General features: G+C 42.6%; 24 protein-coding genes. 12 read left to right on the top strand and 12 right to left on the bottom strand.

Going from position 1 to position 26,203, the window contains the following annotated elements:
* The first annotated feature begins 248 nt into the window (after nucleotides 1-248).
* Together OC443_RS10070 and pncA are read left to right on the top strand one after the other, a co-directional pair.
* Entirely contained in the window at nucleotides 249-2,132 is a 1,884-nt protein-coding gene (locus tag OC443_RS10070) for a methyl-accepting chemotaxis protein (RefSeq protein WP_073582379.1), read from the top strand.
* Between the two features lie 181 nt (nucleotides 2,133-2,313).
* Nucleotides 2,314-2,940: a bifunctional nicotinamidase/pyrazinamidase gene (pncA, locus tag OC443_RS10065; RefSeq protein ID WP_073582381.1), complete on the top strand. Its 627-nt coding sequence runs from the start codon at nucleotides 2,314-2,316 to the stop codon at nucleotides 2,938-2,940.
* 16 nt (nucleotides 2,941-2,956) lie between these two features.
* Here the strand turns inward: pncA and OC443_RS10060 are convergent, their stop codons facing one another.
* The 3 genes from OC443_RS10060 to OC443_RS10050 all read right to left on the bottom strand — a co-directional run bounded on the left by OC443_RS10060 (nucleotide 2,957) and on the right by OC443_RS10050 (nucleotide 5,501).
* A complete protein-coding gene (locus OC443_RS10060; protein ID WP_073582383.1) occupies nucleotides 2,957-3,328 on the bottom strand; it encodes a DnaJ family domain-containing protein in 372 nt (123 codons plus the stop codon).
* 27 nt (nucleotides 3,329-3,355) lie between these two features.
* Nucleotides 3,356-4,081, bottom strand: coding sequence for a DUF554 domain-containing protein (locus OC443_RS10055; protein ID WP_073582385.1), 726 nt, complete (start codon nucleotides 4,079-4,081; stop codon nucleotides 3,356-3,358).
* A 226-nt stretch (nucleotides 4,082-4,307) separates the two neighbouring features.
* Nucleotides 4,308-5,501, bottom strand: coding sequence for a class I SAM-dependent methyltransferase (locus OC443_RS10050; protein ID WP_073582387.1), 1,194 nt, complete (start codon nucleotides 5,499-5,501; stop codon nucleotides 4,308-4,310).
* 182 nt (nucleotides 5,502-5,683) lie between these two features.
* Between OC443_RS10050 and yccX the strand changes: the two genes are divergently transcribed.
* A complete protein-coding gene (gene yccX / locus OC443_RS10045; RefSeq protein WP_073582477.1) occupies nucleotides 5,684-5,959 on the top strand; it encodes an acylphosphatase in 276 nt (91 codons plus the stop codon).
* A gap of 6 nt (nucleotides 5,960-5,965) precedes the next feature.
* On the opposite strand, the gene OC443_RS10040 is transcribed toward yccX, so the two are convergent.
* The 6 genes from OC443_RS10040 to OC443_RS10015 form a co-directional block, all read right to left on the bottom strand.
* A complete protein-coding gene (locus tag OC443_RS10040; RefSeq protein WP_073582389.1) occupies nucleotides 5,966-6,295 on the bottom strand; it encodes a TusE/DsrC/DsvC family sulfur relay protein in 330 nt (109 codons plus the stop codon).
* 126 nt (nucleotides 6,296-6,421) lie between these two features.
* A complete protein-coding gene (locus OC443_RS10035) occupies nucleotides 6,422-7,087 on the bottom strand; it encodes a Bax inhibitor-1/YccA family protein (RefSeq protein ID WP_073582479.1) in 666 nt (221 codons plus the stop codon).
* A gap of 262 nt (nucleotides 7,088-7,349) precedes the next feature.
* Complete coding sequence (locus OC443_RS10030; RefSeq protein WP_073582391.1) at nucleotides 7,350-8,108, bottom strand: amino acid ABC transporter ATP-binding protein; 759 nt, start codon at nucleotides 8,106-8,108, stop codon at nucleotides 7,350-7,352.
* Between the two features lie 37 nt (nucleotides 8,109-8,145).
* A complete protein-coding gene (locus OC443_RS10025) occupies nucleotides 8,146-9,243 on the bottom strand; it encodes an amino acid ABC transporter permease (protein ID WP_073582393.1) in 1,098 nt (365 codons plus the stop codon).
* A gap of 1 nt (nucleotide 9,244) precedes the next feature.
* Nucleotides 9,245-10,432 (bottom strand): amino acid ABC transporter permease, encoded by a 1,188-nt coding sequence (locus OC443_RS10020; RefSeq protein WP_073582395.1) that lies wholly within the window; start codon nucleotides 10,430-10,432, stop codon nucleotides 9,245-9,247.
* Between the two features lie 71 nt (nucleotides 10,433-10,503).
* Nucleotides 10,504-11,532: an amino acid ABC transporter substrate-binding protein gene (locus tag OC443_RS10015; RefSeq protein WP_073582397.1), complete on the bottom strand. Its 1,029-nt coding sequence runs from the start codon at nucleotides 11,530-11,532 to the stop codon at nucleotides 10,504-10,506.
* Nucleotides 11,533-11,995: 463 nt separating this feature from the next.
* Between OC443_RS10015 and OC443_RS10010 the strand changes: the two genes are divergently transcribed.
* Entirely contained in the window at nucleotides 11,996-12,943 is a 948-nt protein-coding gene (locus tag OC443_RS10010; RefSeq protein WP_073582399.1) for a precorrin-2 dehydrogenase/sirohydrochlorin ferrochelatase family protein, read from the top strand.
* A 107-nt stretch (nucleotides 12,944-13,050) separates the two neighbouring features.
* Here OC443_RS10010 and OC443_RS10005 read toward each other — a convergent pair whose 3' ends face one another.
* Nucleotides 13,051-13,533 (bottom strand): YajQ family cyclic di-GMP-binding protein, encoded by a 483-nt coding sequence (locus OC443_RS10005; protein ID WP_073582400.1) that lies wholly within the window; start codon nucleotides 13,531-13,533, stop codon nucleotides 13,051-13,053.
* A 187-nt stretch (nucleotides 13,534-13,720) separates the two neighbouring features.
* Between OC443_RS10005 and OC443_RS10000 the strand changes: the two genes are divergently transcribed.
* Nucleotides 13,721-14,620, top strand: a complete 900-nt coding sequence (locus OC443_RS10000; protein WP_073582402.1) for a putative PEP-binding protein — start codon at nucleotides 13,721-13,723, stop codon at nucleotides 14,618-14,620.
* 66 nt (nucleotides 14,621-14,686) lie between these two features.
* On the opposite strand, the gene OC443_RS09995 is transcribed toward OC443_RS10000, so the two are convergent.
* Nucleotides 14,687-16,051, bottom strand: a complete 1,365-nt coding sequence (locus tag OC443_RS09995) for a hypothetical protein (protein WP_073582404.1) — start codon at nucleotides 16,049-16,051, stop codon at nucleotides 14,687-14,689.
* A 91-nt stretch (nucleotides 16,052-16,142) separates the two neighbouring features.
* On the opposite strand from OC443_RS09995, the gene OC443_RS09990 reads away from it, so the two are divergent.
* On the top strand, nucleotides 16,143-16,991 hold the full coding sequence (locus OC443_RS09990) for a CvfB family protein (protein WP_073582406.1): 849 nt from the start codon (nucleotides 16,143-16,145) through the stop codon (nucleotides 16,989-16,991).
* A gap of 54 nt (nucleotides 16,992-17,045) precedes the next feature.
* Here OC443_RS09990 and rsmF read toward each other — a convergent pair whose 3' ends face one another.
* Nucleotides 17,046-18,473 (bottom strand): 16S rRNA (cytosine(1407)-C(5))-methyltransferase RsmF, encoded by a 1,428-nt coding sequence (gene rsmF, locus OC443_RS09985; RefSeq protein WP_073582408.1) that lies wholly within the window; start codon nucleotides 18,471-18,473, stop codon nucleotides 17,046-17,048.
* Between the two features lie 314 nt (nucleotides 18,474-18,787).
* Here rsmF and OC443_RS09980 point away from each other — a divergent pair, with 314 nt between their 5' ends.
* From OC443_RS09980 to OC443_RS09955, 6 genes are all read left to right on the top strand, one after another.
* Entirely contained in the window at nucleotides 18,788-19,258 is a 471-nt protein-coding gene (locus OC443_RS09980; protein ID WP_073582409.1) for a GAF domain-containing protein, read from the top strand.
* 105 nt (nucleotides 19,259-19,363) lie between these two features.
* Nucleotides 19,364-19,990, top strand: a complete 627-nt coding sequence (gene proQ / locus OC443_RS09975; protein WP_073582411.1) for an RNA chaperone ProQ — start codon at nucleotides 19,364-19,366, stop codon at nucleotides 19,988-19,990.
* A 17-nt stretch (nucleotides 19,991-20,007) separates the two neighbouring features.
* The gene (prc, locus tag OC443_RS09970) at nucleotides 20,008-22,014 is read left to right on the top strand and encodes a carboxy terminal-processing peptidase (protein ID WP_073582413.1); all 2,007 of its coding nucleotides are present in this window, start codon (nucleotides 20,008-20,010) and stop codon (nucleotides 22,012-22,014) included.
* Nucleotides 22,015-22,191: 177 nt separating this feature from the next.
* Nucleotides 22,192-22,803, top strand: coding sequence for a hypothetical protein (locus tag OC443_RS09965; RefSeq protein WP_262021663.1), 612 nt, complete (start codon nucleotides 22,192-22,194; stop codon nucleotides 22,801-22,803).
* Between the two features lie 368 nt (nucleotides 22,804-23,171).
* Nucleotides 23,172-25,784, top strand: coding sequence for an aminopeptidase N (gene pepN / locus OC443_RS09960; RefSeq protein ID WP_073582417.1), 2,613 nt, complete (start codon nucleotides 23,172-23,174; stop codon nucleotides 25,782-25,784).
* Nucleotides 25,785-25,856: 72 nt separating this feature from the next.
* A complete protein-coding gene (locus tag OC443_RS09955; RefSeq protein WP_073582419.1) occupies nucleotides 25,857-26,078 on the top strand; it encodes a DUF2835 domain-containing protein in 222 nt (73 codons plus the stop codon).
* Nucleotides 26,079-26,203 lie beyond the last annotated feature (125 nt).

Genomic DNA, 26,203 nt, shown 5'->3' with positions numbered 1-26,203 from the left:
GCACAATATACTTTACAGATATTATTCATCTGAGCCGTTCTGTGATTTAACTTATTCTTATCATAATAAATTGGCATTTCTATTATTTGAAGTGCATTCAAAAATAAAGTTTGTTCTTTGTATGAATGCCGCTCATTTATATTATTACTGGTATTTTTTAATGAAAGTATCACATATGCTATGATAAAATCCTGATTCTTCACATTTTTCCTGAATTTTATTCCCCTTGTGTAAGGAAAATCAGTTTAATGAAATTGACACTGAAAAATAAATTAATAGTAGCCAGTTTATCGGGTGCTCTTTTTATGGCGGTCGCTTTAACATGGCTGGCGGCTCAACAACTTTATCAAGAAACCCGCAGTAATGTTTATGAGCGGGCCAGAACATTGTCTGATACCGCATCGAAAGGGATTTCGGACTGGCTGATTATGAAGAAAAAAATTGCCGGCTCCGTGAATCATTATGTGAATGATGAAAATCTTGTGGTTCACTTGCAGCAAGCCCGGGTTGCCGGTGATTTTGATGACAGTTACTATGGGACGGCAAAGGGAGAAATGTATCGCTCCCGCCCGGAAAGAAACCGGGCAGATTATGATCCCCGTCAGCGTCCCTGGTATCAGGAAGCGGCCAGTCAGGGAAAAAGTATTGTGACAAAGGCCTATTCTGATGCGATAACCGGTGCATTAATGATAACGATTGCCACGCCAATCAAAGAAAACGGCGTGCTGACCGGGGTTTCCGGTGCAGATGTGCTTATTGATGAAATTGTGCGCGATACGCTCAGTCTGAATGCCGGAGAAAATGCATCCACCATGCTGATTGATAGTCATGACGGGTATTTTCTTGGACACCGGGATAAAAATACAGCCATGAAGCCCGTTTCTTCTCTTTCTTCTCAGTTGACGATGGCCATGCTGACAAAAGCAGCCAGAGACCGGGAAATAGTGACGCTGAATATTGATGGAAAAGAAAAGTGGTTTTATTTTGCTGATGTACCGCATTCCGGCTGGATCTTTGCTGTTGAAATGGACAGAGCGACCGAAGAACAGGCCTTTATGAATACCTTCATCGGTCTGCTGTCTATTGCTGTGATTATTACACTTTTAGTCATTGGGCTGATGTCATGGCTGGTTAGTTTCCTGATTAAAGACTTAGGGCGTGTTTCCGTCGCACTGGGAGAAATTGCTTCAGGTGAAGGGGATTTAACACAACGTCTTTCACCGAAGAATGATGATGAAGTCGGGCAGCTTGCGAACAATTTTAATAAATTTGTCGGTAATATGCATACGATGGTGACGAAACTCAGCAGTATCGCTTCATCTTTGTCAGAACAGGCGCAACACGCAGCGAAACACTCTGAAACCAGCAGTCAGCGAATTGGTGTTCAGCAGGACGAAATAAATATGGTCGCAACTGCGATTAACGAGATGGCGTCAGCAACACAGGAAATTGCCGGAAATGCAGAACATACAGCGCAAAGTTCTAACGATGCTGTATCTGTATGCCAGGAAGGGGTGAAACAGGCATCAAAGACTCAGGCATCGATACATAGCCTGGCGGAGGAAGTCCAGGTGGCAACCGACGTTATTCAGGAACTGGACGAGCATGGTAATCAAATCAGCATGATTCTTTCGACAATTCAGGATATTGCTGAGCAAACTAATCTGCTGGCACTGAATGCTGCAATCGAGGCTGCAAGGGCAGGAGAACAAGGTCGTGGCTTTGCTGTCGTTGCAGATGAAGTGCGTTTGCTAAGTCAGAGAACACATGCTTCAACAGAGGAAATTCAGCAAATGATCAATACGCTTCAGTCAACAACGGGCAAAGCGGTTCAGATCATGTCAGAAAGCCGGACACTTGCGACTTTAAGCGTTGAAGAAGCAAATGCTGCAGAGAATAGTTTAATACAGATCAATGATGCTGTGACCAATATTTCTGATATGGCAGCACAAATTGCTTCCGCGGCAGAAGAGCAGGCCTCAGTGACCTCTGAAATAACCCGGAATACAGAAGGTATTCGTGATGTTTCAAATGAATTTGCTCTTGAAGCTGAAGATGCGGCAGAACAATCAGCAGAATTGTCCCGTTTGTCGGGGGAAATGAAAAATGAAATTGGTCGTTTTAAGTTGTAAAACGGTATTCATTCTCCCGGGTAAAATTTTACGATTATTTACGGTGAAACGGGTAACCTTTGGTTACCCGTTTTTATGTTAAAAATTATGTTTGACTTATTTCTCAATATTTTTCTTGCAACCTTTCCCTTTTATTTTGAGGATGAGATAGTCATATTTTGTGCTGCATTGGGGAAGTTCAATGAAAAAAACTTTAGTCATTGTTGATGTACAGAATGATTTTTCTTCTGAAGGCGCATTAGCTGTGCCCGATGGTGAATCAGTGGTTCCTGTTATTAATCAGATTATGCCTTTTTTTGATTTTGTTATTGCCACGCAAGACTGGCATCCGGAAGCTCATGCAAGCTTTGCTTCAACTCAGGAGTGTCAGCCCGGAGATGTGATTGACCTCGGTGGTTTTCAACAGGTCATGTGGCCGGACCATTGTGTACAGGGGACAAAAGGGGCTGAGTTTATCAAAGGATTAAATACAGATAAGATTAATCACATTATACGTAAAGGCACTGATATTGAGATTGATAGTTACAGTGGCTTTTACGATAACAATAAGAAAAAGTCGACTGGCTTAGCTGAATTTCTGGCATCTCCGGATCTGCATGAGTTATATATTGTTGGTCTGGCAACGGATTATTGTGTACGTTATACCGCACTTGATGCCGTTGCTTCAGGATTTAAGACCTATGTCATTCAGGATGCATGCAGGGGCGTCAATCAGCAGCCGGGAGATGATGAAAAGGCGTTTTATGAAATGTCAAAAGCCGGGTGCCTGCTGATACTCTCCGGAGACTTGCCTTTGAATCAGGTATAGTCTGAGGCATAAAAATTCAGACACTATTTTGCTGGTTGAGCTGAGCCAGATAACGATGAATGAATTGAGTGTCAACGCCCATCAACTGTAATTTAAGTTCAAGTTTGTTGATTTTATGTAAGGTGCTTTTTGTTTCCGGGTGATTATTCTCCCGCTGGAACGAAAAAAGCAAGTCACACATTTTTAGTGCTTCTTGTCTTTGTTCAAGTTCCGGGGGAATAAAGCCAGCATTTTTCAGGACATGGTACCCAATGCGTAAATGTTCGGGAACCATGCGTAAGTCTTCGATTTCCAGGGGCTTTCCTGCACCCCGGAGGTGATCTAACTCACCTTGTTTGATTGAAGACTGAATGCTTTGCTCTGCCAGCTGATCAATTAACGATTGCATTGCGGTAACAATTATCCAAATCAGAAATTAGTGTAACTGGGTCATGATTCCTGCCCAGAGTGCTGATACAGGCATCGCCAGAATGAGTGCAGGAATCATATTGGCCACGGGGTAGCTTACAATATTACAAATTCTGAATCCGGTTGCAAACATGACCAGACCACCGACAGCAGAAAAATCAGCAACCATTTCGGCATTAGTTAGTGGAAGCAGGGCGCTGGCAGAAAAATATAGAATGAGTTGTATCAGGCATTGTGGAATCGCCAGTGTGGCAACAGGAAGACCAAGGCGAATCGCAAAAATAATCGCGGTAAAAAAGTCCAGAAAAGATTTGACGATCAACAGGGATGCATCTCCGGTCACGCCTTCATTCATTGAGCCAAAAATACCTGTGCCGCTCATACTGAACAAAATTAAGATCGAAATGAATGTATCCATATATTCATTTTGTTGCATTGTGGGGTTTTGAGGCGGGGCATATTTTTCTACCAGTTGCTTCAGTTTGCCGGCAAGCACTGTGATTTTTTCTTCTAACTGAATTAACTCACCAAGAATAGTTCCGATCAGGAGGGTCAGAATGACGACGGGAAGTGAGTTCAGTTTCATCACCATTGCAATGCCAAGACCCATAGAAGCGAATCCGAAAACAATGGGCATTCTTTTTTGTATATCAGATGGGATTTTATCCCCGAAAAGTGCGCCGACTCCGCTGCCGATAATTATCGCAGCAGAGTTTATAACAGGACCGATCATCGAATATCCTTTATTTTTTAACGAAATTTGAAATAAAAACAACCACGGAAAGAGTGATGTTGTAGCATGCAGGACTTAGCGGGAGCTAAGAAAGGATATTCCCTTATGAAACAAGAGGATGTAAATAAAGGAATATCGCATCAGAGTGCTTATTCTATACTTTTGTTAGCAAAATAAAAAGAGATAAGGAGAAATTGGTCACAAAAACTCGCATTAACAGTGTGAATTAAAATACTTTACAGGCGAAACCTTTCAGATAAAAGCCTTCAGGATAAGCACTGTCAACCGGGTGATCTGCCGCCTGGCCGAAACGTTCAATAAATTTTACGCGGCGGCCGGCATCAATCGCAGCGTCTGCGATGATTTTTTGAAACAGCGCCTGATCCATCAGGCCTGAACATGAATACGTTAATAATGTGCCTCCGGGTTTTAAAATCTGCATGGCAAGCATGTTGATATCTTTATAGCCCCGGCAAGCACCATTGAGCTGAGATTTGGATTCAGCAAACTTGGGCGGATCCATAATGACCACATCAAACAGAGTGCCTTGATCGCGATATTCTCTAAGGAGTTTAAACACATCTGCGTTAAGAAATACCATGCGTTTTTTCGAGGTATCGAAATGGTTCAGTTCAGCATTCTGCTTTGCTGCATCAAGTGCCGGTTGTGAAACATCCGCATTGATGATTCTTTGTGCGCCACCTTTCGCCGCATAAAGGCCAAACCCGCCGGTGTAAGAGAAGCAGTTCAGCACTTCTTTGTCTTTGACATATTTCATCGCGTGATAGCGGCTGTCTCTCTGATCGAGATAGAATCCTGTTTTATGGCCATTGATAATATCTACACTGATTTTTATGCCGTTTTCTTCAATAACGACGGGCTCTGATGGTGTGTTGCCATGCAGCAGGCCGGTAACTGGTTTGAGCCCTTCTTTCTTTCTGACGGCCACATCAGAGCGTTCATAGATATTGATATCCGGGAAACAGCGTAACAGTGCCTCGGTAATCACCGCTTTTTGGTAATCAGCACCGGCACTCAGAAACTGGCAGACCAGATAGTTGTCATATCTGTCTATTGTGATGCCGGGAAGGCCATCTGATTCTGCTGCAATCAGCCGGTAACCCGTCAGTTGTCCTTGCTGAATCATATCTTCCCTGAGTTGTTGTGCCTGAGAAATACGCTCAGCAAAAAATTCTGCATCAATCTCTCTCTTTTCAAAGCTCCAGACTCTGGCCCGGATTTGTGAATGAGGGGAGTAGGCTGCTTTAGCAAGCCACCGGCCATCATAACTGTAAATGTCTACGGTTTGTCCGGTTTCCGGGGTGCCATCAATCCGTTCAATCGCACGGGAAAAGACCCAGGGATGGCGGCGGATAAGAGATTTTTCACGGCCTTTAGCCAGAATAAGAGAAGTCGTCATTGAAGCGTTCCGGGTTAAAAAATAAAGAAGCGGTATTTTTATTGATGTTGCTCCGAAAAGCAATTGCTGTTGCCGGATTGATATTGACACACGGGAACATTCTGCCGGATTTGGTGCATACTATAAAGAGTCGCTGCCCGTTGTTGCAGAAAAAACAGATTTTAGATAAGCGGGGATATCGCATGGTCCGGAAGACAGAAATATATGTGGTGAAAGGTATCGTTCAATGTGTGGGTTTTCGCTATTACACGTCACACAAAGCAATGAAGCTTGGATTGACGGGATATGCTAAAAACCTGAACAATGGAGATGTAGAAGTTGTTGCAAGCGGGGATGAGTCCCGCCTTGAACAATTATTTGAATGGCTGCATCAGGGGTCTCCGGGAGCAAGTGTTTCAGAGGTAAGCAGAACTGAGCTGAAAACTGACAAAGTCTATCAGGGATTTGCGATTCAATAAGCGTTTTCAGAGACACTTTGCCGGTTTCGGCAAGCCTGCCAGCTTGGTGGCCTGTTTCGCAGGCCCCTGACGAAACAGCTTAAACAGGTATTTACTGTTTCCTTTGTCCGGGCCGTATTCTTTTTCCATCGCTTTGACCAGCATACGAACGGCCGGGGCAGTTTTATACTCTTCATAGAAGTCACGGACAAAATGGATGACTTCAAGATGTGAGTCTGTCAGTTCAATCCCTTCTTTTTCAGCCAGGATAGTAATCATCTCAGGTTCCCATTGGGTATGATCCAACAGATAGCCTTCTTTATCTGTCTCGATGACTGAACCGTTATATTCGAACATGATGACCTCTTGTATCCACAATCCGGCCATAGGCTAACGAAGTGATGTGCATTTCGCAAGATTTGAAAATAAAAAAGCCCGGAAAAGTTCCCGGGCTTACACAATCATTCATGACAATTGTTTATCTTAGTCGTTACCACTAAATGCTCTCAGAATATTTAACAGGCTGAGGAACAGGTTATAGATAGAAACATACAATGTAATTGTCGCTGAAATATAATTTGTTTCACCACCACGGATAATTTGCTGCGTTGTCAGCAAAATTGCACCTGTTGAAAACAAAATAAATAAACCACTCATCGCAAGGTAGATAACTGGCAGTTGCAGGAAGATGTTAGCAATCATGCCAACAATCAGGACAACAAACCCGGCCATTAATAATCCACCCAGGAAGGATAAATCGCGCTTGGTGGTTAATGCATAAGCTGATGCAGCCATAAATGTCAGAGCTGTGCCACCTAAGGCAGTCAATACCAGATCACCTAAACCGTTACTGATGTATACATTAAGAATCGGGCCTAACGTATAGCCAAGGAAACCAGTAAACAGGAAGGTGAAAACCAGCCCCATGCTGTTATTGCGGTTTTTCTCAGTCAGGAAAAGTAAGCCATAGAAGCCAACGATTGTGATTAAAAAACCGGGATAGGGGAGATTCAGTGCCATAGAAACACCAGCAACAGCCGCTGACCATAATAAAGTCATTGACAGGAGTGCGTAGGTATTTCTGAGTACTTTATTTGTTTGTAAAGCGCGGGTTTGACCCGTAGAGCTTGAATATATCGGACTATTCATACTTTCCTCGTATGTCTTGTTGCCTGTATCTTCGACCATGAGTCAGGGTGAAAGTTCTGAATTCAACCTGTTGGTTTATATTTCTATCATAATAAAAGATGATACAAATGCCGAAACAAAGATGTAACACAATCTTTCTGTAGGAGTATATACGTATCAGGTCTTAAGTTATAGAAATAAAACCGCTATTAAATAAAAAGAGGCATTCCCATGATGAAAATGCCTCTTGTCATTAACAGAGAGTCGCTTAAAGAGATATCAATTAATGATGCAGTATCTGAGACAGGAAATTTTGAGTCCGGTCAGACTGTGGATTACCAAAGAATTCTTCAGGATTATTTTCTTCAATAATCTCGCCGGCATCCATGAATATCACCCGATCGGCAACTTCTTTGGCAAAGCCCATTTCATGGGTTACGCAAAGCATTGTCATGCCTTCATCTGCCAGTTCGACCATGACATCCAGCACCTCGCGGACCATTTCCGGATCCAGGGCTGATGTTGGTTCATCAAACAGCATAATTTGCGGGCTCATACACAAAGAGCGGGCGATAGCCACACGTTGTTGCTGTCCGCCGGATAACTGGCCCGGATATTTATTGGCCTGATTCGGGATTTTCACCCGTTCCAGGTATTTCATTGCCTGCTCTTCGGCTTCTTCTTTCGGCATTTTCTTCACCCAAACCGGCGCCAGAGTGCAGTTTTCCAATACTGTCAGGTGAGGGAAAAGATTAAAGTGCTGAAAGCACATACCGACTTCACGGCGCACCGCTTCGATATCTTTCAGATCTTCGGTCAGCGCGTGCCCGTTTACGATAATATCGCCTTTCTGGTGTTCTTCCAGCCGGTTGATACAACGGATCATCGTTGATTTACCGGAGCCGGAAGGACCACATATGACAATTTTCTCACCCCGGGTAACATCAAGGTTGATATTTTTCAGAACATGGAACTCGCCGTACCACTTGTTCATGTCTTTAATCTGAATCATTAATTCTTTGTCTGAGTTCTGCTGCTTCATTTCTAATCCTTAAACTTAATTCCTTGATTCCCGGCTATTATCTTTTGTGTCCGGTATGTAATTTATTTTCCAGCCAGATGGAATATCTGGACATACCAAAACAAAATACCCAGAAAACTAAGGCAACAAATGCATAGCTTTCTGTCGAGAAGCCTAACCAGGCCGGATCGGTATTCGCTGCCTGACCAATACCAAGTACATCAAACATACCGATAATGAGAACCAGACTTGTATCTTTAAATAAATCAATAAACGTATTTACAATTGAAGGAATCGTGATTTTCAGGGCCTGAGGCATGATGATTAATCCGATTTTCTTCGGATAATTTAACCCTAACGCATCTGCCGCTTCATATTGTCCTTTTGGAATCGCCTGAAGGCCACCGCGGATTACTTCTGCCATATAGGCCGCACTGAACAGCGTGACCCCAATGAGTGCTCTGATCAATTTGTCTGTTTCAGAACCCTCTGACATAAACAACGGTAACATGACTGAAGCCATAAACAGGACGGTAATCAACGGGACACCACGCCAGACTTCAATATAGACGGTACTCAGGCTGCGGATAACCGGCATATGGGAACGACGACCTAAGGCCAGTAAAACACCAATAGGCAGGGAAGCGACGATGCCGACTAATGCCAGAACCAGAGTCACCAGCAAGCCACCCCATTTATAGGTTTCCACAACCGGTAATCCAAACATTCCGCCATGCAGCAAACCTGCCATCAGAATTGGATAAAGCGTAATGGTAAACAGGCAAATCCAGCCACGTTTTGGTGTTTTATCCCACGCAAGCAACCCGATCAGTATCGCCAGTGTTGCGTAAAACAGTTCCGGACGCCACAGGTCAGCTTCCGGGTAAAAACCAAACATAAACTGATTAAACCGCACATAAACAAGAACCCAGCAAGCACCACCGGTTGAACATGCATCCCGGTCTTCACCGATCCAGTCTGCTTTCAGAATGGCCCAGTCAATCAGGTGATACAAGCCTTTGATCACAAAGTAGGCAATGATCAGGGTTAATATTGAGTTGACGGCACTACTGAATAAATTTTTCTTCATCCAGCCCACGATACCGGTTGTATTGGTTGGTGGTGGCAGATCGGGCTGAAATTGATGAACTTTCATATTATCTCTCCACTAACGCAACTTTACGGTTGTACATATTCATCAGGAATGAAGTAACAAGGCTGAGTGTCAGATAGACGGCCATTGTCATTGAGATGACTTCTATGGCTTGCCCTGTCTGGTTCAGCGTGGTTCCGGCAAAAATATTAAACAGGTCCGGATAACCAATCGCGACAGCCAGCGAAGAGTTTTTGGTCAGGTTCAGGTACTGACTTGTCAGCGGCGGAATGATGATACGCATTGCCTGTGGAATCACGACCAGTTTTAATGTTTTACTGCGTGGAAGTCCCAAAGACATAGCCGCTTCACTCTGACCGTGACTGACGGCATTGATCCCTGAACGGACAATTTCAGCAATAAATGCAGCCGTATAAACACTCAGTGCTATCAACAAGGCAACGAATTCAGGAATGATTTCGATACCGCCCTGAAAGTTGAAGCGCTTCAAAACAGGGTAGTCTGCGGATATTGGTTTACCGCTTAAAAAGAATACAATTAATGGTAAGCCAATGATCAGGCAACTGTTGATGAGTAACACAGGTGATTGTTGACCTGTGAGTTTCTGTTTGTTTTTTGCCCATATTTTGACGCAGACTGAAGCGATAATCCCGAAAATCAGAGTGGCGAATATCCATCCGCTGCCAGACTCAAAGACTGGTTTAGGAATGAACAGCCCACTGATATTTAAATAAACAGATTCTCCGAGTGCATAGCTTTGCCGCTTGCCTGGCAGCGCTCCCAGAACAGAAAAATACCAGAAAAGGATTTGTAGCAGCAGCGGTACATTACGGAATATTTCAATATAAACTGCCGCAAAGCGGCTGACCAGCCAGTTAGTTGACAGACGGGCAATCCCCAGAATAAAACCGAGAACCGTAGCGAAAATAATACCAATCACTGAAACCAGAATAGTATTCATTAAGCCAACGACAAAAGTCCGGCCATAAGTATCGGTTTCTGTGTAATCGATAAGAGAGAGTCCAATCCCGAAACCTGCGGGTTGATCCAGAAAATCAAATCCGGTGGTAATGCCGCGGGAACTCAGGTTGGTTAATGCATTATTAACGATGGTGTAGATAAAGAATGTTAATGCAAGTATTGCAATAATCTGAAATACAACCGACCGGAATGTTGGACTATAAAATAAGTGTGCCAATCCTTTGGATTGACTATTCTCGGGGTGTTTCATACCTCAAAAGACCTCAGAAATCCATTTTTCAGATAAGGGCGGAAAGATTTCCGCCCATAGTGTTTACATGATTAACGGATTGGTGGAGCGTACATGAAGCCGCCTTCATTCCATAAGGCATTCACACCGCGGGAGATTTTCAATGGTGAGCCTGAACCAACAGAGTTTTCAAATACTTCACCATAGTTACCAACTTGTTTGATGATCTGGTAACCCCAGTCATCACGGATACCCAGACCTGAACCCTTTGGTCCATCTAAGCCAAGAATACGTTTGATGTTTGGATCAGTTGATTTTTTCATCTTATCCACGTTTCCGGAAGTGATACCGTATTCTTCTGCGTTCACCAGTGCGAATAAAGTCCACTTAGCAACATTGAACCATTTGTCATCATCCTGACGAACAACAGGACCTAAAGGCTCTTTTGAAATAATGTCAGGCAGAACGGCTGCAGATGATGGTTTTTTCAGATTAACACGCAATGCATATAACTGAGACTGATCAGATGTCAGAACGTCACAACGACCTGCATCGAATCCTTTAGCTGTCTGTGCGGATGTATCAAATACAACTGGCTTATAGCTCATTCCCTGTTTGCGGAAATAATCAGCAAGGTTCAGCTCAGTGGTCGTTCCGGACTGAATACAAACGGATGCACCATCAAGCTCTTTGGCATTTTTTACGCCAAGGTCTTTTTTGACCATAAAGCCCTGGCCATCATAGTAAGTGACACCAACAAAGTTCAGACCCAGAGCCGTATCCCGTTGTAACGTCCAGGTTGTGTTCCGTGACAGGACATCAATTTCACCGGACTGAAGGGCAGTGAAACGTTCTTTTGCTGTAAGAGGAACAAATTTAACTTTATTTTTGTCTCCTAATACAGCGGCCGCCAGAGCTTTACAGTATTCAACGTCAATCCCTTCCCACTGGCCTTTGGCATTTGGGTTAGAAAAGCCGGGAAGACCGGTACTGACACCACAAGTTACAAATCCCTGAGAGAGTACTTTATCCAGTGTACTTTCTGCTGCAGAAGCTGAATTTGCCATCAAAGCTGTTGACGCGGCAACAATTGACGTGAGTAGTTTTAATTTGTTCGCCATGAGTATCCTTCCTGTCTGTTCCATAGACATCAGTTGATTCTGATGCAAAAATTCAATTTTTGATGATTTCCCATAATGGCTGATTTTGTTATTAGCACGAAAGGTTGCACTATTAAGTGGCAACGCCATCATCACCATCAGCGGGTTTTTGATTGACTTTATGATTGATTACCCAAGGGTAATTACAGTTTAATCATTAACCCGACACCGGTTAGCATGGCGAATTGTTATTTAAATGTAAATAGTGCAACTGATAACCATAATAGTGCAACAGTGCCTATGTTTTTTGAAATTTGAATTTTTTGGTGTTTTATTCTGATTTTTTAAGTAAATTGTTTGTGATTGTCTGGTGTTTGAGCTTATTTTGACAAATCATTTTTAAGATGTGCTATTTCAGTGAATTCTTTGCACTGTTTTTGTTAGTATGTGCCATCGTCGATGTAAATACAGAGTTAATGATGTAATGCAATATTTTCCACTTTTTTTAGATCTCAAAGATAAAGCCGTTTTTGTCGTCGGAGGCGGGGAAGTCGCCAGCCGGAAAATAGAAGCTTTAATCAAAGTTGGTGCTCAGGTGACTTTAGTGTCTCCGGAGATCGTTCCTTTTCTTCGTGCTCTTGCTGATAAGGGTGAGATCCGCTGGCTTGAACAAACGTATCACCGCCGGTTATTAAATGGGGATTATGTTCAGGTCTGGGCAACAACGAATAACTCACAGCTCAACCATCAGATTCATGCAGATGCGAAACAGTCGGGCATCATGGTGAATGTGGTTGATGACCAGCCATACTGCGACTTTATCACGCCTTCCATGATTACCCGGGGGAAAATTCAGATTGCGATATCCAGTGGTGGAGCCTCACCGGTTTTGATCCGTAATTTGCGGGAATCCGTTGAATCGGTTTTACCATTCAATCTGTCGTTACTGGCCGAATTTGGTGGCCGGAAACGTGAGCAGATCAAATCTGATATCTCCGGGATTGACGCAAGAAGAGCTTTCTGGGAAAGATTTTTTGCAGATAAAACCGTAGCAGGCGCAACGACGCTGTCGCAGCTGGAACACCGCTATCAACAATTACTTTCCAATCCTGAACCCCGGGTGAATGAAGTGATATGGGTGACATATCATGACGATATTGAACTGCTGCCTATCAAGGCTTTGCAGTTCATGCAAAAAGCGGACTTAGTCTTGCACCAGGAAAATGTAGAACCTGAGATTCTGGAATTATGCCGTCGGGATGCAAATCGTTCTGTATATGCCGATTCTGCAGATTTAGCCGATCAACTTAAGCAGGAAAGAACAAAGCATCGTTATCTTTGTGTTTTGCTTCATGAGCAGGATAGTCGGGTTTCCGGATTGTTCGAAGCTGGCGACCGTCATTTGGGAGCTGGATTCTTCAGACACTATTGAATACATTTTTTCGTCATGAAAACAGGGTGGTTCAGAAGGTTTAAAGCCACCCTGTTTTATACAGAAGAGAATGTATCACTGTTTAGCTGTTCAAAGATGACCGTGAATTAATCTCTGAAGTTATTAAACTGGAAAGGCTGGTCAAAATCTGCCGACTTAATCCATGCGATGACCTGCTGGAGATCATCCCGTTTTTTGCCGGTCACCCTGACTTTTTCTCCCTGAATTGAAGCCTGGACTTTGAATTTCTGATCTTTAATTGATTTCACCAGCTTTTTGGCGGTCAGTGAATCAATCCCTTGCTTAAAATCGACATCTTTATACCAGTTTTTGCCTGAATGGACAGCGTCTTTGATTTCCATTGCATTGGCATCTACGCCGCGTTTGGCGAGGTTACTGCGCAAAATATCCATCATCTGATTCAGCTGAAAGTCATCTTCAGCCGATAGTTTGGCTGTGCTGTCTTTCAAATCAAAAGTCGCTTCCACATTACGGAAGTCAAAACGGGTAGAAAGCTCCCGGTTTGAATTATCAATGGCGTTACGGAGTTCAACTGAGTCGATTTCTGAGACAATATCAAAAGATGGCATGGTAATGTTCCTGTCGGTTTTCAATTATTTTTATGTGAAATAATAACTGTCTTATGTGCTGATTGACAACATTATGCAGATTTTGGCTTATAGATCGATAAATCCCTGTACATAGCTTGTATTTAACAGGTTCAATCGGTATGTTCGATAACAGTCTTGTTTTTATCAATCATTATATGGAGTCATAATGAGCATTGAGCATCCTCAATATGCCAGTGAATATCCAATAGCTTTTGGCAACGTGCTTCCTGCTGGTTCACAGCAACAATCGGGTCCTGCTTCACATCTTTATGTTTCACTGTCAGATTTAATCGCTGAAGCAATTTTTTATCATCCGGGAATCGATGCTCATCTCTCTGAGCTGGATGAGACAGAGAAAAAATCTCTTGAAAGTATTCTGGATGGAAAACCGGTGAGTGAACACTTTGTGGCGGTATTGGTTGAGCAAGTCATTCATATGATTGAGTCTGCGGATTATGAAACGATCCGGATTTGTCTGAGTGATGCTGACAGCCATGAATACCGGTCGTTAATCGGTGGTCGTTTTGAACCTGAAGAAGTCAACCCTGCAATGGGGTGTCGTGGTGTTTCCCGTTTGGTTTCAGCTCATCAGAGTCAGCATTTTTCTCTGGAGTGTGAAGTCATAAAACAATTGCGGAAAAAAAATATTCCTGTAGAAGTTGTGGTGCCATTTGTCCGGACACTCAGTGATGCTGCTGCAGTGATTGACCGGCTGGCAGAGCAGGGATTGCCCAGAGGTTTGAATGGTTTGAAGGTGTTGTATTCATGTGATGTGCCTTCGGCGGCTTTGTTGTCCGAACGTTTGCTCCATTACTTTGATGGTGTTGTTGTCCATGTTGATCACTTAACTCAGTTCACTCTGGGGGTTGATAAGTACAACGAGTCATTATCTCATTTATGTACGCCTGAGAGTGAATCCGTCACGTCTTTGATTGATATGGTGGTTAAATCAGCTCACCGGGTGAAGAAAACGGCTGCTGTCGTGATTCAGTCTTTTGAATTGCATCCGGAGTTCCAGCTGTATGCCAAAGAAAGACTACAGGCTGACGTTCTTTATACCTACTGATACCCGACAGATTGATTCACGGAACAATGAATTAGCAGGTATTTATCAATATTTTGATGATGCCTGCTAATTTTTTAAGTCACCTTCCAGCTCAATTGGTTCTATCGCCACAATCTTGCTGCGGTTTAATACAATTTTCCACCGGTAGTAGGTCGGTTGATCAATGTAATTATTTTCTTTGATGATTAGGTTGAATAAGTGTCTTTTTTCGACTTTTTCTCTGCTGACCTGACCGTTCGACAGGCGATAAATCCGGTTGGTATTTTTATCAAACAGACGGGTGATCTCTTTAAAGTCGATATGTATCGTTTCTTTGGTTTCTTCATAGCCACTCATGAACCGGGAAGTCGACATCTGAGTTTCTGCCTGGTAACGCAATATTTGTTCTTCACGCTGAACAATTCTCTTCTTACGGATTTTTTGAATTCTGTCCGGCAGGGCTGACAGAGACTGATAATCTAACCATTCAAGTTTTTGTCCGATTATTTTGCCGGTATTTGGATCCTGATAACGCCGTTTCCATCTCGGTTTGCCTTTACGCAGCCATCGCCACAGCATACTTTTCAGATCATCTTTAAAAATCTCTCTTAATGCATAAATAAAAGACATCGCGACCAGAAAAGAGATGGTGATTTCTCCCCAAAAGTTACGGGCCGAGATAACAGTGAAAGTCACAAATAACATGATAAAGCCGGTAGCTGTTCCTTTGACCATACGCTTGACGTTATTCCCGAGAGAGGTCACTTTTTCTTTCAGGATAACCGGATGTTCAATTAAGCGTCGCAACAGGCGCATCTTATTACTGAGGCGGGTGATATCTTCATCCGCTTTGGCTGAGTTGTAATGGTTGAGAGCCCGGTGAGCCTGTTCTTTTTCCGCTAAGATGATCAACCGGTTTTTGATGGTTTTATAGTCCTGATCCCGGTTCAGGTGGGCAACTAATGCGAGGAACTTTTGCTCCGTGTACCAGGATAAGTAGTTGTCAATATTGGCATAGTAGCGTTTCAGAGTCTCTTCGTAAGGGATTGTTCTGCGGAGTCTGCGTAAGATATCCAGCGACAATTTAATTACGTGATCAATCTCTTCTGAAGTGACGCTGTCACCATGATTGGACAAATCACTGACTGCTTTATCCAGCGCAATGACATATTGATAAGCATACAAACTCAGGCTGACCCGATATTGTTTGGAAGATAATCTGCCGCGTTGTGCAAGCCGGCTGTGAATCAGGGGAAGCAGGATTTTGTCACTGTAGTAAGCACGTTTCTGACTGATACAGTTATAAAAAAAATCCGCCTCAGAGATGACATCTTTTGACAGATTGATTTCCCCCGGGATAAACAGATAGATATCTAAGTGAGATGATTTACTTTTCGACATTGCATGAGAAATTTTCAGAGTAATAGCATCATGTTTGTCTACCAGAATCAAAGTATCTCTCCGTTTTTATTTCATTCAGAAGAAGAAAGCATATCAGAGATCACGTATAATCGCTGCAAATTTGATGTGAGACGATTTTTGAATGATTCGAATTGGACAAGTGAACCAGCTGGTTGTAACCAAAGAAGCTGACTTTGGCGTATTTCTGGATGCTGAAGATTACGGCTCGGTGCTGCTCCCTGCAAAATATATTCATCAGCCTGTGGCTGTTGGTGAAACGATGGCAGTCTTTCTCTATTTTGATTCTGATAATCAACTGGCTGCAACGACTGATAGTCCTGCTGCTCAGGTTGGTGAATGGGGGATGATGAAAGTTGTTGGTATCAATAATACAGGTGCTTTTGTTGACTGGGGGATTCGGGAAAAAGACCTGTTAATTCCATTCAGTGAGCAGCGGGGACGGTTGAGTGAAGGTCAGTCCATTTTAGTTTATGTTTATACTGACAAGGCGTCCGGCAGAATTGTCGGAACAACGAAGTTTAATAAATGGCTTGATAAAACGCCCGCATCCTATACCCGCAATCAAAAGGTTGAGTTACTGATTGCGGAGCGTTCCCAGTTCGGGTTTAAAACCATTGTTAATGGTACTCACTGGGGCATGCTGTTTCAGTCTGACATATTCGGCCGCTTGTTTGTCGGTAAGCGCGTCAAAGGCTATATCAAACAGATACGGGAAGACGGAAAAGTTGATGTCGCTTTGCAAAGAGTTGGTATGGCGAAGCTGGATGATTTGAGCGAAAAAATTCTGGATCTGCTCAATAAGAAAGATGGGTTTTTGCCATTGTGTGATAAGTCTTCCCCGGAAGAGATTTTCGCGGTATTCAGAACCAGCAAGGGCACATTCAAAAAATCAATCGGGAATTTATACAAGAAAGGCTATATTACGATTGAATCTGCCGGTATTCGTCTGGCGTCAGTTAAGAACGATTGATTAACTGTGATTGAAAACCCGGCGACTGTGGCCGGGCTTTCAATCTGTGATTATTCAGAATAAATTTCCATCACGGACCAATTCACGGGGCAGGCCATTTTTCAGCCGGTTTCCGACCCATTTGCTCAGTCCTATTGTGATATTCTGATACCGGATGAGGACTTCTCCTTTCGATGGAGAAATCCCTTCGGGGCGGATGTCTTTCCCCATAAACCATTCACGCGTTTGTTCCAGTGAAAGCTCAACAGAAGCGCGCTCATTACCTGTTGCTAATGAAGTCACAACCTGATGCTGCCAGCGATAGCCATTTTTGTGGGTTTCAGCAACCTTAATTCCCATTCTTGAAAATTTAAATTCCGTGATAAATGGCTCCAGTGCGTCGGGGAACAACCATACTTCCCGCTCCCGCAGCCAAAGGCTTGAGTCTGAAGGCAGATCAATATCTAAAGTATCTTTCAGCGCCCGGGAGACTTCCGAGGTCTGCTTCGCGGATGCTTTTGTAAAAGGAAATTTACTAAACCGTTTTTCGACTAACCCGGAGGGAACAGAGGCATTTTTGCGAATCCTTGCAACGAAAAATCCTTCACAATCATAAAGTTGTGGGAAAATATGCAGGAAGCCTTCTTCTGTGATTGCATTTTTTGCTTCAGGAAAAAGCGATTCAAGAGACTCAAATGTGACGGCGTCACTATATGTGTCCTGCAAATGTCTGCAAACATGCTGATTTTCTTCCAGGCTCAGAGTACAGGTTGAATATACCAATACACCGCCTGGTTTCAGTGCCTGAAAAGCGCTTTCAATTAATGCTTTTTGCGTGACGGTTATCGTTGCGATTGATTCCGGACTCCAGTTCTTCATCGCATCGGGATCTTTGCGGATTGTCCCTTCACCTGAGCAGGGCGCGTCAATCAATACAGCATCGAAATATTCAGGCAACCAGTCGCCGAATACTCTTCCGTCATAGATTGTTAATGCCGAGTTCCGGATACCACAACGCTGGATATTTGAATAGAGAGCCTTGGTCCGGCTGGCGGAAAACTCATTGGCAACAATCAGCCCGTCATTTTTCATCAGTGCCGCAATTTGTGTCGTTTTCGACCCCGGAGCTGCTGCCATATCAAGGACAGTCTTGAATGCATTTTCCTGCTGGTGGAACAGCGCAGTAACCGGCATCATTGAGCTGGCTTCCTGAATATAAAATAGCCCGGACATGTGCTCTAACGTGTTTCCCAAAGGGACTGGGTTGTCCTGGGTATCAATCCAGAAACCTTCGTTGCACCATGGTACCGGCTCCAGCTTCCAGCCGAGATTCTTTGCCTTGTCACAAAAGTCAGCAACAGAGATTTTCAATGTATTCACCCGGATGCTTTTGCGTAACGGACGCTGACAGGCAGAAATAAAATCATCCATATTAAGGGACGGGGGAAGAATCTGTTCTATTACCCGGAGAAATTCCTGCGGGAGATAAACGTTATGGTGCAAAACAATGTTCTCAAGTGTGAATGGGAAGCAAATTATATAGGAATCAGAAAAAAATTGAATGGTTCAGGTTCAGGTCACTGACTGATCAACATTTCAGACCCGGAGGGAGGAACCATTCGTTATTACGACTGTCACAACGTAAACATGAGAACTGTCGGTGTGCCTGTGATGTTCGTGCCCGTTTCCGGGAACCTGGAATAGAAAACGTAATTTTCTCTTGTTTTATTTAGGTTAAAAAGTTATTACTGTTCCTTTGACATATTTTGAAATGTATTCAAGTACATTGAGTCTTTAAGAGGTTTTTTTGAACAGGTATGGAAGATAAACAGTACCTTCTTTTGACGAAGCAAGCGATAGGATTGGTTGAAAACGAACCTGATGTCATTGCAAATCTGGCAAATTTGTCAGCTTTGATATACATGAATATTGAGCGATTGAACTGGGTTGGGTTTTATATTTTAAAAGATAATGAATTAGTCCTGGGCCCATTTCAGGGAAAACCTGCGTGTGTGCGTATTCCGGCAGGAAAAGGGGTGTGCGGAACCGCTGTTGATACTTCCCGTACAGTACGTGTAGATGATGTTCATGAGTTTGAAGGGCATATTGCCTGTGATAGTGAAAGCCGTTCTGAGTTAGTCGTTCCTTTTTTTCTGCAGGGAAAACTGGCTGGTGTTCTGGATATCGATAGTCCGGTCGCGTGCCGTTTTGCAGAATCTGACGAGCTTGGCTTCACTCATTTGATGAGAGAAGTGGAAAAGCTGCTTAATTCACAGTCTAACGTATGATTATTTGATATCTGAATATGGTTTTTCCTATTCAGAACACTATAATACCCGGACATTAAATATCTTCATGTATTGCGGAAAGAACCGTTATAACCAGGAACCCACATGGATAACACCGAAAAGTTAAAAAACAGCAAAGAAGTGATTGCGTACATTGCTGAATGTTTCCCTAAATGCTTTACTTTGGAAGGTGAAGCAAAGCCACTGAAAATTGGTATATTTCAAGATCTTGCAGAGCGTTTGAATGATGACCCTAAAGTAAGCAAAACACTGCTTCGTGCTGCGTTGAGACAGTACACGTCTTCATGGCGATATCTGCACGGTGTGAAACCGGGTGTTGAACGTGTTGACCTGGATGGAAACCCATGTGGGGAATTGGAACAGGAACATATCGATCATGCCCAGACAACTTTGGCTGAAAGTAAAGCCAGAGCTCAGGCTATCCGGAAAGAGAAAGAAAAAGCTAATCCAAATAGTAAGAGTAACAAGTCTGATAAAACAAAAGCAAAAAAAGCTGGGTTTAAACCTAAAAATGCCAGACGTGTTCAAGAAAAGAAAGTACAGGCCCGGGCCTTGAATGCCGATGAGTTGACAACTGGACGGCAGGTAAAGGTTAATATGGGTAAAGGCAACATGGTTGCGACCATTGTTGAAATTAATAAGGAAGATGTACGCGTGCAACTCGCGAATGGCCTGCAAATGGTCGTCAAAGCGGAGCACTTGTGTGCATAAAGGAGAAATCCCTTCGCATGAAATGCCGTTTTAATTTGACATTAATAGCTGCCGGTTTATTACTGGCAGTTTCTTCATCTCAAGCTTCTGATGTAGCTTCTTTTACTGAAAAAGATATTCCCGTTCTTGTTCCTGAGGCTCAGCATTCGCTCGCAACCAAACGAATCACTCACCGTTTTACGCGTAATCATTATAAACATATCATTTTAAATGATGATTTCTCCCGGAAGATTTTTGATCGCTACCTGGGTTTACTGGACTATAACCGCAATATTTTTACTCAAAAAGATATTGATGGCTTTAAAACATGGTCTGAAGAACTGGATGATCAACTGAAGGCCGGGAATGATCAAATTGCATTCGATGTTTATAACTTATCTGTCAAAAAACGTTATGAAAGATATCGTTATGCGCTTTCATTGTTAGAAAAAGAAATAAAATTTGATACCAATGAGTTTATTGAGCTCGATCGCTCTAAAGAGCCGTGGCCCAAAAATGAAAAGGAATTAAATGATTTGTGGCGTAAGCGTGTTAAGAATGATGCGCTTAATCTGAAAATGACAGGAAAAACCTGGCCTGAAATTAAAGAGAAGCTAAAACGTCGGTATAATAACGCGATTAAGCGTATGACCCAGACGCATAGCGAAGATGTATTTCAATTATATATGAATGCATTTGCCCGCCAGGTTGATCCACATACCAGCTATCTGTCACCGCGAAGTGCTGAACAATTCCAGTCAGAGATGAATTTGTCACTTGAGGGAATTGGAGCAGTTCTTCAGCTTACCGATGACTATACAGTGATCCGCTCACTGGTTGCTGGTGGCCCGGCAGACAAAAGTCACAAACTTTCTGAAGGTGACCGGATTATTGGTGTTGGGCAGGAAGATGGTGAAATTGTTGATGTAATCGGCTGGCGCCTGGATGATGTTGTGCAGTTGATTAAAGGCCCCAAAGGTACCGTCGTTAAGCTCCAGATTTTACCGGAAGGTAAGAAAGCTAAAAGTCACGTTGTCACAATTGTCCGGGATAAGATTCGTCTTGAAGACAGGGCAGTGAAATCGAAAGTGATTGAGCATGATGGGTATAAAGTCGGGGTACTTGAAGTGCCAAGCTTTTATGTCGGATTATCAAAAGATACTGACAAATTACTGGCAGATTTTCAAAAGCAACATGTTCGTGGTGTGATTGTAGATTTACGTAACAATGGTGGCGGAGCATTGACCGAAGCGACTGCCTTAACCGGGTTATTTATCGATAAAGGCCCGGTTGTTCAGGTCCGTGATAACTATGGCCGTATCAATGTCAATGCAGATACTGATGGGAAGAGTAGTTACGATGGCCCATTGACTGTTTTAATTAATCGTTATAGTGCTTCTGCATCGGAAATTTTTGCTGCTGCGATGCAGGATTATGGTCGTGCTGTGATTCTGGGTGAGAATTCATTCGGTAAAGGAACCGTTCAACAACATCGTTCACTGAACGGTCTCTATGATTTATTTGATAAGCCACTCGGATATGTTCAGTATACGATTCAGAAGTTTTATCGTATTAATGGTGGCAGTACGCAAAATAAAGGCGTTGTTCCTGATATTGCCTTCCCGACACCTGTGAACCCAAGTGAAACCGGGGAAAGTGTTGAGGATAATGCGCTACAATGGGACAGCATTAAAAAAGCGGATTATCATCAGTTACACCACTATAAAAAATTAATTCTGCAACTGAATGCGCGTCACCAAAAACGCATTCTCAGTGATATGGAATTCAAGTTTATCCAGGAAGATATTACCCGGTATAAAAAAGAGAAAGATGATAATCAACTTTCTTTAAATGAATCCGTCAGGGAAAAAGAAAGTGCAGCTGCTGATTTACGTGAATTAAAACGCGTTAATATGCGTCGAAAAGCTGACCATGAAAAAGCATATAAAGAGTACGAGGATATTCCTAAGGATTATGTTGCACCAGATGCTTATCTTGATGAAGCGGTCGCGATTACAACTGATATGATACAGATTTCTTCGTGAGATTAATTATTTTCACTTCTCAGGCGGACAGGTAAACTGTCCGCCTTTTTATTACCTTTTCAATTTCGCATTCTTGCCAGTGATGCCTATGCTTAAAGAAAAGCAGGGGATGTTGTCATGAATATAGGGAAGTATGTTGTAATTCTCTGCCTGATTTTTTCGGGTCAGGTAGCAGGGATGCAAATGGAAAAAGAGCAAGACTTAACCCAGTTCGATTTTCCTTTTTTGATTGGAGACTGGCACCTTGTCAATACATTATCCGGAAATGATACAGAAGATTATCTCTCCATACGGTTACAGCTAAAGTCGAGCTATATGTTCGCGGTTCAAATTCATAAAAAAGATAGTTCTGTCGAATATTGGGAAGGTGATTATACGGCGGACGAGACTACATTAACTCTTGGGGCAAAAACATTAACACCTCAGGTTTATTCGTACTCAACAACACATAATCAGCTGATGCTGAATGGTGTTATTTTCTATAAAGCATTATCCCGTTCACTGGTTGGCGTATGGGAAAGTTACCAGATTTCCGGATTTGAAAGGATTGATACAGGCGTTGAGCAGCTTCAGCTTGTATTGCAACCTGATTTTCTTTTTTCAATTAAAGTCCAGGACAATAAAGGAAAAGAAGTTGTCCACCAGGGCGTTTATTATACAGAGAAAGATCACCTGGTTTTTTTATTTGAGGGAGGAGAACATGATGCAAAGTTTGAGCTGGATGCGAATCAGATGGTCTTGAATCTTGAAGATGGGGCAATTCTTGCGACATTAAGAAGGATCTATTAATCCTGACTATACCCAAGCAACCTGAAGATGCAGGGTTCAGCGTACAGCCGAAAGGTGCATCAGGTTGTTTGGGTATATCAGTTTAGGGTTAGCAGTCCCTGAAATCCAATGGTGAGTTGACTAAAAAACAGCTGGATAATTTTCATATCAATTGAGAATTTTAAGCAAATCATCTAGAGTAGGTCAGGTTGTATATTCAAGTCTGGATGAGTTAAACGCCATTCGCTTTATACCCAAACATCCCGGATATTACATCTTCAGGTTGTTTGGGTATATTTCTGAGACTTTACATTATCCGGAATTATTTTGAGGAGAGGGAGCCTCTCCGGTTTATGTTTTAATCTATTATAAAGAGCTAAGGATTTAATATGGCATCTGAGCTTCAAGCTAAGTATCGTAAAGATTATCAATCGCCTTCTCATACCATCACCGATATTGATTTGACCTTTTACCTTCATGAAGAAAGGACCCGGGTGATTGCGGTATCTCAGGTTCGTCAGTTAGAAAATACCAATCAATTAGTTTTAGACGGAGAAAACCTGGAGCTGGTTAGCTTACATATTAATGATCAGTCATGGACAGACTATAAAGTGACTGATACAGGGTTGGAACTTTCTTCTCTACCGGAAGAAAAATTTGAGCTCCGGATAGAAACAGTCATCAACCCATCAACCAATACGGCACTAGAAGGTTTGTATATTTCCGGTCAGGCTTATTGTACTCAATGTGAAGCAGAAGGTTTCCGCCGGATTACCTATTATCAGGACCGGCCCGATGTCCTTGCACGCTATACAACCACAATTGTTGTTGCGGATCGGGAAAAATATCCTTATCTGTTGAGTAACGGGAATAAAATCGACGAAGGTGAAACTGAAGATGGTGCATCATGGGTTCGCTGGCAAGATCCGCATCCGAAACCAGCTTACTTGTTTGCTCTTGTTGCCGGTGATTTTGATTTATTGCAGGAACAATACAAGACGAAGTCAGGCCGGCAGGTGACTTTGGAAGTTTTTGTCGATAAAGGAAACCGGGAAAGAGCAACCCATGCAATGCTGTCGTTAATCAATGCGATGCAATGGGATGAAGAACGTTTTGGACTTGAGTATGACCTTGATATTTACATGGTCGTCGCTGTTGATTTCTTCAACATGGGTGCAATGGAAAACAAAGGGTTGAATATTTTCAATTCGAAGTACGTTCTGGCGAATGATCAGACCGCGACCGATAATGATTATCTGAACATTGAGTCTATTATCGGCCATGAATATTTTCATAACTGGACCGGTAACCGGGTCACTTGTCGTGACTGGTTCCAGCTTAGCCTGAAAGAAGGCCTGACTGTATTCCGTGACCAGGAATTTTCATCGGATTTAGGCTCTCGTTCTGTCAATCGTATTCAAAGTGTCCGGTTGATTCGTGGTCCTCAGTTTGCAGAAGATGCCTCCCCGATGTCACATCCGATTCGTCCGGATAAAGTGATTGAAATGAATAACTTCTATACATTGACCGTCTATGAGAAAGGAAGTGAAGTCATTCGGATGATTCATACTTTACTGGGTGAAGATAATTTCCAGAAAGGGATGAAATTGTACTTTGAACGTCATGACGGAACAGCTGCAACCTGTGAAGATTTTGTGTCTGCGATGGAAGATGCTTCCGGTATTGATTTACAACAATTCCGATTATGGTACAGCCAGTCCGGAACGCCGGAGTTGACTGTTTCCGGCGAATATTCAGAGGCAGAAAAGCGTTTTTCTCTGCATGTCAGGCAGCATACTGCGCCGACAACTGATCAGGAAGAAAAGCAGGCCCAGCATATTCCGCTTAAAACCGAGCTTTATGATTCAGCAGGGCAGATTATTAAGTTACAATGTAACGGTAAAAATCTTTCTGATATTCTTAATGTGACTGAGTCAGAACAAACGTTTGTATTTGAAAATGTTTATGAAAAACCTGTTCCGTCATTACTCGGTGAATTCTCAGCACCGGTCAAACTCTCTTACGATTATAGTGATGAAGAGTTAATGTTCTTAATGGTTCATGCTAAAAATGATTTTGCCCGTTGGGATGCAGGTCAGATGTTATTGGGCAAATATATTCGCCAGAATGTAGAAAGCGTTCAAAACAATCAGGACATCACCATTTCAGAGGGTGTGGTTGCTGCATTCAGGGGAGTCTTGCTGGATCAGGTGGCTGAACCGGCGTTTATTGCAGAAATGCTTTCATTACCTAATTTCAATGAAGTTTCCGGCTGGTTTGATGAAGTGGATGTCGACAGCATCACGACAGTACTCAAAGCTATGAAAGTTGAGCTGTCACAAGCATTAAAACAGGATTTTTCAACTGTGTATCATCAGCTTGAGCAATCAGATTATTCTATTGAGCATGAAGCAATCGGGCAACGAGCCCTCAGAAATACGTGTCTTTCTTATCTGGCGTATACGGAAGAAGGCAATGAGCTGGTACAAGATCAGTATCAAAAAGCGCTGAGTATGACAGATGTCATTGCTGCTATGACTGCAGCCAATCAGGCTGGATTGAGTTGCCGCGAAACACTGATGCAAGACTACAGTAATCAGTGGAAACATGATGGATTAGTGATGGACAAATGGTTCAATCTTCAGGGACAAAATCCTGCAGAAGATGTATTGTCCGTCATCTATGATTCGATGGAACATGAAGCGTTTACCATGAAGAATCCAAATCGGATCAGAAGCTTGATTGGTTCATTTTTGAATTTCAATCCAAAAAGATTCCATGATAAGTCAGGTTCCGGATATCAGTTTGCCGGGAAAATTTTACAGCAGCTGAATACGACTAATCCTCAGGTTGCATCCCGTATGGTTGATCCTTTACTGAAGTTCAAGCGCTATGATAAAGACAGACAGGCTTTGATGAAACAGGAATTGGAAACGCTTTTAAATATGGATAACCTTGCGAAAGATCTATATGAAAAAGTCGCCAAAGCTTTAGACATCTAAAAATTTTTCAGGAGCTTAGGGAAAGGTGATGTGACGGAGGAACAGACCCCGGACATCACCTGTTTATAATTTATGAAGTATTACTATTTTTCTCTGAATATCTCTTATCATGATTACCTTTCATATTATTCGGGTCAGGCAAGTTCCATTTTGGTCATTACAGATCATGGTCTGAAACTACAGTTGCCCGCCGTTCATTTCAGACCATTTCTGACTCAGCTGGGTTTAAAGGGACGCTATCGTTTAACTACAGATGAGCATCATAAATTTATTCGTCTGGAGTTTCTCAGATAGTAAAAACTGTTGTAAATCTGATTGTTTTTTATCCCGGATAACAAAGGGATGAGTGATTAATTTTCTGTGTAATTTTTCAAATAATTCTTCAAACAATTCTGCCTCTCATTTTCAATGAATAGTTG

Origin of the sequence: Vibrio quintilis (assembly GCF_024529975.1) — a bacterium.
Lineage (GTDB): Bacteria > Pseudomonadota > Gammaproteobacteria > Enterobacterales > Vibrionaceae > Vibrio > Vibrio quintilis.
Note: the sequence above shows the minus strand (reverse complement) of the source record. Positions and strands in the feature narration are given on the sequence as shown.